This is a genomic window from Microbacterium sp. 13-71-7 (genome assembly GCF_002257455.1).
In the GTDB taxonomy this organism is placed as follows: domain Bacteria; phylum Actinomycetota; class Actinomycetes; order Actinomycetales; family Microbacteriaceae; genus Microbacterium.
In genome coordinates this window covers 1-10,458 of record NZ_NCKN01000140.1, presented here as the reverse complement: position 1 = coordinate 10,458, position 10,458 = coordinate 1, and the positions used below count along the sequence as shown (strand labels likewise).

11 protein-coding genes are annotated in these 10,458 nt (G+C 71.7%); 8 read left to right on the top strand and 3 right to left on the bottom strand.

What is annotated here, in order from left to right:
• On the bottom strand, positions 1-756 hold a 756-nt coding region (locus B7X32_RS13560; RefSeq protein WP_292720535.1), incomplete at its 3' end, for a TetR/AcrR family transcriptional regulator.
• Positions 757-838: 82 nt separating this feature from the next.
• Between B7X32_RS13560 and B7X32_RS13555 the strand changes: the two genes are divergently transcribed.
• Complete coding sequence (locus B7X32_RS13555) at positions 839-1,735, top strand: ATP-binding cassette domain-containing protein (protein ID WP_292720532.1); 897 nt, start codon at positions 839-841, stop codon at positions 1,733-1,735.
• Positions 1,732-2,628 carry an ABC transporter permease gene (locus B7X32_RS13550; protein ID WP_292720528.1) on the top strand — a complete coding sequence of 299 codons (897 nt, stop codon included), beginning with the start codon at positions 1,732-1,734 and terminating at the stop codon, positions 2,626-2,628. Before B7X32_RS13555 ends, B7X32_RS13550 begins: the two co-directional genes overlap by 4 nt.
• Positions 2,629-2,694: 66 nt before the next feature.
• Here B7X32_RS13550 and B7X32_RS13545 read toward each other — a convergent pair whose 3' ends face one another.
• Positions 2,695-3,117: a metalloregulator ArsR/SmtB family transcription factor gene (locus B7X32_RS13545; protein ID WP_292720525.1), complete on the bottom strand. Its 423-nt coding sequence runs from the start codon at positions 3,115-3,117 to the stop codon at positions 2,695-2,697.
• 76 nt (positions 3,118-3,193) lie between these two features.
• Between B7X32_RS13545 and B7X32_RS13540 the strand changes: the two genes are divergently transcribed.
• From B7X32_RS13540 to B7X32_RS13525, 4 genes are all read left to right on the top strand, one after another.
• Positions 3,194-4,624: a potassium transporter TrkG gene (locus B7X32_RS13540; RefSeq protein WP_292720522.1), complete on the top strand. Its 1,431-nt coding sequence runs from the start codon at positions 3,194-3,196 to the stop codon at positions 4,622-4,624.
• A gap of 208 nt (positions 4,625-4,832) precedes the next feature.
• Positions 4,833-5,504 carry a TrkA family potassium uptake protein gene (locus tag B7X32_RS13535; RefSeq protein WP_045272962.1) on the top strand — a complete coding sequence of 224 codons (672 nt, stop codon included), beginning with the start codon at positions 4,833-4,835 and terminating at the stop codon, positions 5,502-5,504.
• A gap of 220 nt (positions 5,505-5,724) precedes the next feature.
• Entirely contained in the window at positions 5,725-6,513 is a 789-nt protein-coding gene (locus B7X32_RS13530) for an ABC transporter ATP-binding protein (protein WP_292720518.1), read from the top strand.
• Entirely contained in the window at positions 6,495-8,087 is a 1,593-nt protein-coding gene (locus B7X32_RS13525; protein WP_292720515.1) for a hypothetical protein, read from the top strand. The genes B7X32_RS13530 and B7X32_RS13525 overlap by 19 nt, the downstream gene beginning before the upstream one ends.
• Positions 8,088-8,135: 48 nt before the next feature.
• Here the strand turns inward: B7X32_RS13525 and proC are convergent, their stop codons facing one another.
• Positions 8,136-8,972, bottom strand: a complete 837-nt coding sequence (gene proC / locus B7X32_RS13520) for a pyrroline-5-carboxylate reductase (RefSeq protein WP_292720511.1) — start codon at positions 8,970-8,972, stop codon at positions 8,136-8,138.
• 235 nt (positions 8,973-9,207) lie between these two features.
• On the opposite strand from proC, the gene B7X32_RS13515 reads away from it, so the two are divergent.
• Both B7X32_RS13515 and B7X32_RS13510 read left to right on the top strand, forming a co-directional pair.
• Positions 9,208-10,179, top strand: coding sequence for a cation diffusion facilitator family transporter (locus tag B7X32_RS13515; RefSeq protein ID WP_292720508.1), 972 nt, complete (start codon positions 9,208-9,210; stop codon positions 10,177-10,179).
• A gap of 16 nt (positions 10,180-10,195) precedes the next feature.
• Positions 10,196-10,458 (top strand): hypothetical protein (locus B7X32_RS13510; RefSeq protein ID WP_292720506.1); only part of this gene is annotated, 263 nt, incomplete at its 3' end.

Sequence of the window (10,458 nt, the reverse complement as noted above, 5' to 3'; positions counted from 1 at the left end):
GTCGATGTGGGCGGCGATCCCGTCGAGCAGGCGCTCGATGCCGAACACCATCGGATCCCCATCGCCGTCGATCGCGCCCTCATCCAGCGCGGCACGCGTGTGCGGATAGGCGTCGGCGTCGATCAGTGCCCGGAACAGCGCGGCTTCCTGGGCGCCGACCTCCTCGAGCGTCAGACCGCTCGCCCGCGCTGCCTCCGCATAGCCGGCCGCCACCGTGCCGAACCATCGGGACTGCCCCATGATGGCGAGCATCGCGCCCATCCGCTCGTCCTGATCGAGCGGGGTGTCGGCGAAGGCCGCGAGATACGCGTCCATCCAGGCGGCGGTCCCCGGCGTCACGGGGGTGCCGCTGATCGGCAGGCTGAGCAGCCAGGGATGCCGGAGGTAGATGTCGAGATGGGCGCGGTAGAGCCGCTCCGCCTCCTCCCGCCAGCCCCGCTCGGCCGTGCCGACCTCGGGCAGAGGGGGCAGCCCTGAGGCCTCCTCCTGCATGAGCAGCAGCAGGTCGTCCTTCGCCGTGACGTAGCGGTAGAGCGACATGGGGGTGAATCCGAGCGCCTTCGCCACTGCCGCCATCGAGACCGCTCCGAGCCCCTCGCGGTCGGCGAGCGCGACGGCCGCCTCGACGATCCGCTCGACGCTCATCTCGCGCTTCGGCCCGCGCTGCGGACTGGCGGCCATGCCCCAGGCCAGCGCGATGCCGCGCGGCAGATCGGGAAGATCGGGCAGGTCGGCGGGTTCGGGCTGTTCGGTCATGACTCCAGGATAAGACTGTTTATTGCGTAAACAGTGTGTTACCGTCATAAACAGTTTCACCCATACACAGAAAGGAACGGCGATGACCACGGCCATCGAAGTCGCAGGACTCACCAAGCAGTACCGCGGCACCCCTGTCCTGCGCGGCGTCGACCTCACGGCCGAGCAGGGCGAGATCGTCGCGCTGCTCGGCTCGAACGGCGCCGGCAAGACCACCACGATCTCGATCCTCACCACGCTCACCCGCGCCGATGCCGGCACCGCGATCGTCGCCGGCTGCGACGTGCGCCGCGACCCCGGAGGCGTGCGGCAGCGGATCTCGCTCACCGGGCAGTCCGCCGCGGTCGACGACGCGCTCACCGGCGTGGAGAACCTGGTGATGCTCTCCCGGCTCTCCGGCCTGTCCCCGCGCGCCGCCCGCCGCCGCGCGGACGAGCTGCTCGGGCGGTTCGCCCTCGCCGACGCCGCGGGGCGCAAGGTCGCGACCTACTCCGGCGGCATGCGCCGCCGGCTCGACCTCGCGCTGAGCTTCGTCGTCACGCCGCAGGTGCTCTTCCTCGACGAGCCGACGACCGGCGTGGATCCCCGCAGCCGCCTCGACCTCTGGGACGTCATCCGGGGCCTCGCCGATGCGGGCACCACCGTCTTCCTCACCACGCAGTACCTGGAGGAGGCCGATCGGCTCGCGGACCGCATCGCCGTGCTGCACGAGGGACGCATCGTCCGCACCGGGACCGCGGCCGCCCTCAAGGCGCAGTTCGGCAGCGACGTGCTCGTCGCCGAGGATGCGGACGGATCGTCCCTCGCGGAGATCGCGACGGACGGCTCGATCGACGGCATCCGCCGCGCCCTGGACGAGCTCGAGGCCGCGCACCCGGCGGCGCGCGTGCAACTGCGCCGTCCCACGCTCGACGACGTCTTCCTCACCCTCACCGCGACCGGCGACGCCGATCGCACGACCCTCCGGGAGTTCGCATGACCGCTCCGACCCGCACCACCGCCCTTTCCGCCGCCGCCGGGCCGTCCCCCGCGACCGATCCGTCCCCCGCGACCGCCTCTTCCGCCGCCCGGGGCGCGCTCGCGCCGATCCCGTCGGCCGCATCGGGGATCCGCCCCCGGCTGCGCGGGTTCGCCGCCGAGCGCGTGTTCGTCCGCCGCAGCCTGATCCTGTCGCTGCGCGACGGCGAGACCCTGTCGATGTCGATCATGCTGCCCGTCACGCTCATGCTGCTGTTCACGTTCGTGTTCGGCGGGGCGATCGAGAACGACGGCAGCTACGTCGACTACGTCGTGCCGGGGATCATCCTGCTCTGCGCCGGCTTCGGCGCCGCGTCGACCGCGACGTACGTCTCCCGCGACATGTCCACCGGCATCATCGACCGGATCCGCACGATGCCGCTGCGACCGGGATCCGTGCTCACCGGGCACGTCGTCGCGAGCCTCGCCCGCAACCTGGTCTCCACCGCGGTGGTGTTCGGCGTCGCGCTGCTGCTCGGCTTCCGTCCCAGCGCGGGCCCGCTGCAATGGCTCGCCGCCTTCGGTGTGATCGCCGTCTACATCCTCGTGATCACGTACCTCTACGCGGCCATCGGCCTCGCCGCAGGCAGTCCGGAAGCGGCCGCGGGATACGGGTTCATCCTCATGTTCGTGCCCTACCTGTCCAGCGCGTTCGTCCCCGTGCACACGATGCCGACCTGGCTGCAGTGGGTGGCGGAGAACCAGCCCATCACGCCGATCATCGAGACCATCCGCGGCCTGCTCATGGGCACGCCCCTGCACGCCCAGCCCGCCTGGGCGCTGGGCTGGTGCGCGGTCATCCTCGCGATCTCGGTCCTGTGGGGACGCTGGCTCTTCGGCCGGGCACGGCGCTGAGGCGGATCACGGGACGCATCGGAGGCCGCCTCCGCGGCTCCCGTGGCACGTGGCTGCGGGCGGCGGTCAGGCGCCGAGGCGCTTGAGCGCCGTCTGCACCACGTGCTTCGCGCTCGCGGCGGCGCGGCCCACGACCTCGGCGGCGTGCGCGGCGCCGTCCGGCAGCGGCGGGACCCCGATGAGCCCCGAGATGTCAGGGGCGGAGTCTCCGTAGGCGTCGGCGAGGAACGGGACGAGCCAGTCGTCGACCTGTTCCAGGGGGGCCGCCTCGATGCTGTAGAAGCGACGCTGGCCGTCTTCGCGGACCGTGACCAGTTCGGCCTCGCGCAGCACCTTGAGGTGCTTGGAGACGGTGGGCTGGCTGATCCCGAGCTCGCTCACGATCTGCGTGACGCTCGTGCCCGCATCCCCTTCCTCGGACCGCTGGCGCAGGAGCTGAAGGATGTCCCGTCTCGTGCCGTCGGCGATCACGTCGAAGATGTCGGTCATGCCTTCACAGTAGCCGCGCCAGGGGCGGAGTACCATGACGAAGGCTTGGCGGACGGAGGATCGGAGGGGCTCGACCATGGCGCGCACCGCTGCCCCGCGATCCTTCCCCGAGGTCGTCCGCAGGACCGTCCGTCTCGGCAAGACCCTGACGACCTCCTCCCCTTCGCGATTCGCGATCGTGGTGTTCTCGGCGCTCATCCTGATCACGACCGCGCTCCTGTCGCTGCCGATCGCGAGCGCGGACCGCACGGTGACGCCGCTCGCCGATGCGCTGTTCACGGCCGTCTCCACGATCTGCGTCACGGGCCTGTCGACCGTCGACATGGCGACGCACTGGTCGGGCTTCGGGCTCGGCGTGATCTTCGTCGGCGTCAACATCGGCGGACTCGGCGTGCTGACCCTGGCGAGCGTGATGGGTCTCGCGATCTCGAAGCGCCTGGGTCTTCGCGCCAAGCTCATCGCCGCGGGCGACACCAACCCGATGCGCGCGCACGGCGGTCCCGTGAACGAGAGCCAGACCGTGCGGCTCGGCGAGGTCGGGTCCCTGCTGCGCACGGTGGCGATCTCGGCGTTCGCGATCGAGGCCGGTCTCATCGTCCTGCTCTACCCGGCGCTGCTGACGGCGGGGGTGGATCCCGTCACCGCCCTCTGGGAGGCGCCGTTCTACGCGGCCATGGCGTTCACCAACACCGGGTTCACCCCGAATCCCGGAGGCCTCGCGCCGTTCGCGCAGAACTACTACGTGCTGAGCGTGCTCATGCTCGGCGTGTTCCTCGGCAGCCTCGGCTTCCCCGTGATCTACACGCTCGCCCGGCAGCGCTGGCACGTGCGCCGCTGGTCGCTGCACGCCAAGCTCACCGTGCTCACCACGATCGTACTGTTCGTGGTCGGCGCGGCCGTCTTCCTCCTGCTCGAGTTCGACAACCCGAAGACCTTCGGATCCATGGACGCGGGCGACACGACGTTCCAGGCCTTCTTCCTGTCCGCGATGACGCGCTCCGGCGGCTTCAGCGTCGTGAACATGGGCGATCTCAACGGATCCTCGATGCTCGCCGCCTCCATGCTCATGTTCGTGGGCGGCGGATCCGCGTCCACGGCCGGCGGCATCAAGGTCACCACGCTCGCCGTGCTCGCCCTGGCCGTGATCAGCGAGGCCAAGGGGCGCCCCTCGGTGCAGGCCTTCGGGCGCCGGATCCCCTCGGACGTGCAGCGCGTCGCGCTCAGTGTCGTCGCCTGGGGCGCGACCACCGTCGCGCTCTCCACGATCGCGATCAGCCAGATCACGAAGTTCTCCGTGGACGAGGTGCTCTTCGACGTGGTCTCGGCCTTCGGCACGGTGGGGCTGTCGACCGGCGTCACCGAGAGGCTGCCCGACGCGGCGACCTACATCCTCGCTGCCACGATCTTCATGGGCCGCGTCGGCACGGTCACGCTCGCCGCGGCCGTGGCCGCGACGTCCCGCACCCAGCTGTACTCGCTGCCGGTCGAGCGCCCGATCGTCGGCTGACCCGGGCGCGACTGGGGACGGGGTCGCGGCGGGACGAGGTCGCTCCGGCGCCCGGACCGGATCGCGGTGCCGGCGAGACGGTCGCTCCGGCGTCCGGGACCGGAGACGCTCTGGTGCCCGGACCGGAGACCGTCCGGCGCCCGGACCGGAGACCGGCGGGCGGGGTCGCCACGATGGCGGACAGTACGCGGACAGTAAAGTGGGCGGCATGGTTGAAGTGCTGCGCAACGATGCCCCGGTGCTCGTGATCGGGCTGGGCCGCTTCGGCGCCGCCTGCGCCGGCGAGCTGGACCGCCTCGACCGCGAGGTGCTCGCGATCGACACCAACCTCGAGCTGGTGCAGAAGTGGTCGGAGCGGGTCACGCACGCCGCGCAGGCCGACACGCGCAACATCGACGCGCTGCGCCAGATCGGCGCCCAGGACTTCCAGGTCGCCGTCGTCGCCGTGGGCTCCTCGATCGAGGCGTCGGTGCTCATCACCGCGAACCTGGTCGACCTCAAGGTGCCGCAGATCTGGGCGAAGGCGGTGTCCCAGTCGCACGGCAAGATCCTCGCCAGGGTGGGCGCGAACCACGTCGTCTACCCCGAGCGCGAGGCCGGGGAGCGGGTCGCGCACCTCGTGAGCGGCCGCATGCTCGACTTCATCCGCTTCGACGACGACTTCGTGCTGGCCAAGATGTACCCGCCCAAGTTCATCCGCGGCGTGGGCCTGAACCAGTCCGGCGTGCGCAGCAAGTACAACGTGACCGTGGTGGGCGTGAAGAGCCCCGGCAAGCCGTTCCGCTACGCCGAGGCCGACACCGTCGTCACCAACCACGACCTCATCATCGTGTCGGGCACCAACAGCGACATCGAGCGTTTCTCCTCCCTGGACCGCTGACCCGGGTCTCCCTGGACCGCTGACCCGGGGCTCGCCGGACCGCGAGACTCCAACTGGGCGACGAGACTGCGCTTCTGAACCGCAGTCTCGTCGCGGAGTTGGAGTCTCGCGGTCATAGGGGGCGGCCAACGGGGGGCGCCCCAAGCAGGGCGGCCCGGGGAACGGGATGTCCGTCTCGAGGGGGATGCCCGGCGGGGGCGGCGCGTGGTCGGATGGAGGCATGACCGACTCCACAGCGCCCTTCGCGGCCGCGCCGCCGGTGCTCTCCCTCCAGGGCCTTCGCAAGCAGTTCGGGCAGAAGGTCGCCGTCGACGACCTCTGGCTCGACGTCCCCGCCGGATCCATGCTCGGCCTGCTCGGGCCCAACGGCGCGGGCAAGACCACGACCCTCGCGATGACCACGGGCCTGCTGCGCCCCGACGCCGGCACCGCACGGGTGCTCGGCGCGGACGTGTGGCAGGATCCGGCCGCGGCGAAGGGACGCATGGGCGTGCTGCCGGACGGCGTGCGCATGCTCGACCGCCTCACGGGCGCCGAGCTGCTGCGGTACACCGGGCTGCTCCGCGGCATGAGCGAGGCCGAGGTCGTCGTCCGCTCCGGCGAACTGCTCGAGGCGCTGGGACTCGCCGATGCCGGCAGCACGCTGGTCGTCGACTACTCCGCGGGCATGCGCAAGAAGATCGGCCTCGCGTGCGCGCTCATCCATGCACCGCGCCTGCTCATCCTGGACGAGCCGCTCGAGGCGGTCGACCCCGTGTCGGGCGAGACGATCCGGCAGATCCTGCGGGCCTTCGTCGCCGGCGGCGGCACGGTCGTGCTGTCGAGCCACGTGATGGAGCTCGTCGAATCCCTCTGCGACCGCGTCGCGATCGTCGCGGAGGGGCGCCTGCTCGCGAACGGCACCCTCGACGAGGTGCGTGCGGGCGAGACCCTGCAGCAGCGCTTCCTCTCCCTGGTCGGCGCGCATGAGCTCGGATCGGAGACGCTCGCATGGTTGCGCTCCTCGTAAGCCTGCGCTGGCGCCAGCTCGGACACCAGCTCGGCCGCAACCCGTGGATGATCGTGTCCCTGATCATCTCGGGGATGATCGCCCTCGGCCTCCTGGCCGCGCTGGCCGCCGGCCTGGTGGCGCTGCGGGTCGCCGCACCCGATGCGGCCGTGCGCACGCTGGTCCTCGTCGGCGCCGGCATCATGCTCGTGTGGTGGATCGGCTCGATCGTGGTGAGCGTCGACGATTCGCTCGCCCCCGAGCGGTTCGCCCTGCTGCCGGTGACGGCACGATCCATGCTGCCGGGGCTCGTCGTCGCGGGCGCCACGACGATCGGCGGGATCGGCACGACCGTGGCGCTGCTGCTCATGCTCGTGGGATGGTCGGTGAGTCCGCTCGCCCTCGTGTCCGCCGTGGTCCTCATCCCGCTCGCGCTCGCTACCTGCGTGCTCGGCGCCAGGGTGGTCAGCGGCGTGCTCGCCGGGTGGCTGGCCGGACGGCGCACGCGCGACCTGGTGATCACGCTCGGCGTGCTGCTCGTCGCCTGCTCCGGCCTGTTGATCAACGTGCTCGTGCGCGCCTTCTCGCGGCTCTCGGATCCCACCGCGGTCCTGCCCGCGATCGCCGACGCCGCCGGATGGACGCCGCTCGGCGCCGTCTTCGGCGTCCCCGCCGCGCTCGCCCAGGGCGATCTGCTCGCGGCCGGCCTCCGCCTCCTGATCGCGCTCGCGACGGCGGCCGCCCTGTGGTTCGCCGCGCGCGGACTGCTCGCCGCGCGTCTGGTCGCGCCGATCCAGAACCGCGGCGGCGGGCGCGTGCGCTCCGGCGGGCTGCTCGATCGCGTCCTCCCCGCCACCCCGGTCGGGGCGATCGCGGCCCGCACCCTGCGCTACGCCACGCGCGACCCGCGCCAGGTCATCAACACCGTGATGATGGTGCTGCTGCCCGCGCTCCTGATCGGGATCACCCTGATGAACGGACGCGGGGAGGGCTCGTTCTCGCTGGGCCCCGCCGCGATCCTCATCCCCGCGATCAACGCGCTGCTGATCGGCACGATCCTGCAGCTCGGCATCGCCTACGACAACGACGCGATCGCCCTGCACATCCACACCGGAGTGCCGGGACGGGCGGATCGCGCGGGCCGCCTGCTCGGGTTCGGGATCATCGCGGTGCCGGTGACGATCGTACTGTGCGTCGCGGCGAGCATCCTGGCGGGGCGGATGGATCTCCTGCCCGCCAGCCTCGGCGCGGCTCTGGGCCTGGGCGCGGCGGCGGCCGGACTCGGGGTGTGGGTGGGTGCGTTCCTGCCGGGCCGGGCGCCCGCCCCCGAGGCGAATCCGTTCGGACGAGGATCCTCCGGCGGGGTGCAGTCGATGGTCGCGATGATGATCATCACGCCGCTGAGCCTCGCGATCGGCGCGCCGGCGTTCGGCCTCGCGATCGCCGCGATCTGGACGCCGTGGCTCGGCTGGCTGAGCCTCGCATTCGGCCTGGTGTGCGGCGGCCTCGCCGTCTGGGGCGGCGCGGTGCTGGGCGGACGGATCCTGGAGCGGCGCTGGCCCGAGGTGCTCGCCGAGGTCGCCAGCGAGGCGTGAGGACGGCGCGGGCGGCGCTCCCCGACTCGAGGAGCGCCGGCCCGAGGGTCATGCCCCGGCGGCGAGCTCGCGCGCCCGGGCGAGCGCGGCGTCGGTGGCGCGGGCGAACAGACCGTCCAGGTCCGCGTCCTGCAGCACCGCGACCGCGCGCTCGGTGGTGCCCTTGGGGCTCGTCACGCGGCGGCGCAGCTCGGCGGGATCCTCGCCCGACGCCTCCAGCAGCGCGGTCGCGCCGATGAAGGTCTGCTCGGCCATGAGACGCGCCTCCGGCTCGGCGAAGCCCTTGCCCACGGCGGCCTTGGTGAACTCCTCGATGAGCAGGAAGACGTAGGCGGGACCGGATCCGGAGATCGTGGAGAGCGGGTCGATCTGCTCCTCCGCGACCTCGATCACGGATCCGACCGTCTCGAACAGGCGTCGCACGAGCGCGCGCTCCTCGTCGGTGACGTCGGCGGCCGCCGCGAGTCCGGTGACCGCACGGCCGACGGTCGCGGGCGTGTTCGGCATGGACCGGAGCACGCTCGTGCCCGCCGGCAGGTGCGCGGCGAAGGTGGCGAGGGTGACGCCGGCCGCGATGCTCACGACGATCGCGTCCTCGCGCAGATGCGGAGCGATCTCGTCGAGAAGATCCGGCACCATCGCGGGCTTCACGCCGATGACGACGATGCGCGCCCCGGCCGCCACGTCGTTGCCGTCGGGCTGCTGCTCGAGTGCGATCGAGCGCACGCCGGGCAGGCCCTCGAGCTCGGCGGCGCGCGCCGCCGTGCGGTTGGTGGCGGTGATGCCGCCGTCGACCGGGATGGCGCTGGCGACGAGGCCGCGCAGGATCGCGCCTCCCATCGAACCGGCACCGAGGAACGCGACAGAGGGGAGGGCTTCGACCATGCGGCCATCCTACGAGCCGGGCTCGTGGCGTGCTCGGATCGTGCGCCGGATCTCCGCGGCGATCGGCCACCCTGCGCGGTCGGCGCCTGGGCGACCCGGCGCCGTCGCGAACAGGTCAGCACGACTGTGCGCGGTCGGCGCACCTGGGCGACCCGGCTCCGTCGCGAACGGGTGGGCGCCGTCGCGGGCGGATCGGCGCCGTCATGCGCGGCATCGCCCGTCATAGACTCGTGGCATGAGTGCATCCGGTGGCGGCAAGGCGATCCTGGCGGCGTTCCTCGCGAACCTGGGCATCGCGCTCGCGAAGCTCGTGGCGTGGCTGCTCTCCGGATCCGCCTCGATGCTCGCCGAGGCGATCCACTCGGTCGCCGACTCGGGCAACCAGCTGCTGCTCATGCTCGGCGGCCGCAAGGCGCAGCGCAGGGCCGATCGCGAGCACCCCTTCGGCTACGGCCGCGAGCGCTTCGTGTACGCCTTCGTCGTGTCGATCATCCTGTTCTCGGTCGGCGGCCTGTTCGCGATCTACGAGGGCGTGCAGAAGCTCATCGAGCCGCACGAGCTCGACAGGACGTGGTGGTGGCTGCCCCTCGCGGTGCTCCTGATCTCGATCGCGCTGGAGTCGTTCTCGCTGCGGACCGCGATCAAGGAGAGCAACCACGTGCGCCCCAAGGGGCAGTCGTGGGTGTCGTTCATCCGTCGCGCCAAGGCGCCGGAGCTCCCCGTCGTGCTCCTCGAGGACACCGGGGCGCTCGCGGGCCTCCTCTTCGCGCTGCTCGGCGTCGGCCTCACCCTGATCACCCACAACCCGCTGTTCGACGCGCTCGGCACGCTCATGATCGGCCTGCTGCTCGTGCTCATCGCGGTCGTGCTGGGCATCGAGACCAAGAGCCTGCTGGTCGGCGAGGGCGCGAACGAGGCCGACTACGACCGCATCGTCGACGCGATCCTGGCGGGCGACGAGGTCGAGAAGCTCATCCACATCAAGACCCTGTACCTCGGCCCGGACGAGCTGCTCGTCGCCGCGAAGATCGCGCTCACCTCGGACAAGACGGTGCGCGCGGCCGCGGACGACATCGACGCGATCGAGATCCGGATCCGCGATGCCGTGCCCGCGGCGCGCGTGATCTATCTGGAGCCCGACATCTACCGTCCGGCTCTGGATCCCACTCCGCCCACCGACACCTTCGTGCTGCGTTCGGCCGACTGACCGTCGCGGAGACGTCGTGGTCGATCCGCTCGCCGAGGCGCTCGCCGATCCCACGCTGTCCGCGGAGGCTCGTCAGAAGCTGCAGAACGTCCAGGACGTGCTGCGCGCCGACGCGCAGGCGCGCCTGATCTCCCTGTTCTTCGAGGGCGACGAGCCCCGCGCCGCCGTGGCCTTCGGCGACGTCGATGCGGCCGAGCTGATCGTCGTCGTCCTGCACGGGATCGACACGGATCTCGCCGCGTTCCCGGGCTGGGCGGGCATCGCCCGGCGGCTGTGCGC

Coding starts and splice junctions, on each gene's coding strand:
- B7X32_RS13525 (WP_292720515.1), top strand. CDS start 6,495: ATGGTTGCGCTCCTCGTAAGCCTGCGCTGGCGCCAGCTCGGACACCAG.
- B7X32_RS13530 (WP_292720518.1), top strand. CDS start 5,725: ATGACCGACTCCACAGCGCCCTTCGCGGCCGCGCCGCCGGTGCTCTCC.
- B7X32_RS13540 (WP_292720522.1), top strand. CDS start 3,194: ATGGCGCGCACCGCTGCCCCGCGATCCTTCCCCGAGGTCGTCCGCAGG.
- B7X32_RS13550 (WP_292720528.1), top strand. CDS start 1,732: ATGACCGCTCCGACCCGCACCACCGCCCTTTCCGCCGCCGCCGGGCCG.
- B7X32_RS13555 (WP_292720532.1), top strand. CDS start 839: ATGACCACGGCCATCGAAGTCGCAGGACTCACCAAGCAGTACCGCGGC.
- B7X32_RS13535 (WP_045272962.1), top strand. CDS start 4,833: ATGGTTGAAGTGCTGCGCAACGATGCCCCGGTGCTCGTGATCGGGCTG.
- B7X32_RS13545 (WP_292720525.1), bottom strand. CDS start 3,117: ATGACCGACATCTTCGACGTGATCGCCGACGGCACGAGACGGGACATC.
- B7X32_RS13515 (WP_292720508.1), top strand. CDS start 9,208: ATGAGTGCATCCGGTGGCGGCAAGGCGATCCTGGCGGCGTTCCTCGCG.
- proC (WP_292720511.1), bottom strand. CDS start 8,972: ATGGTCGAAGCCCTCCCCTCTGTCGCGTTCCTCGGTGCCGGTTCGATG.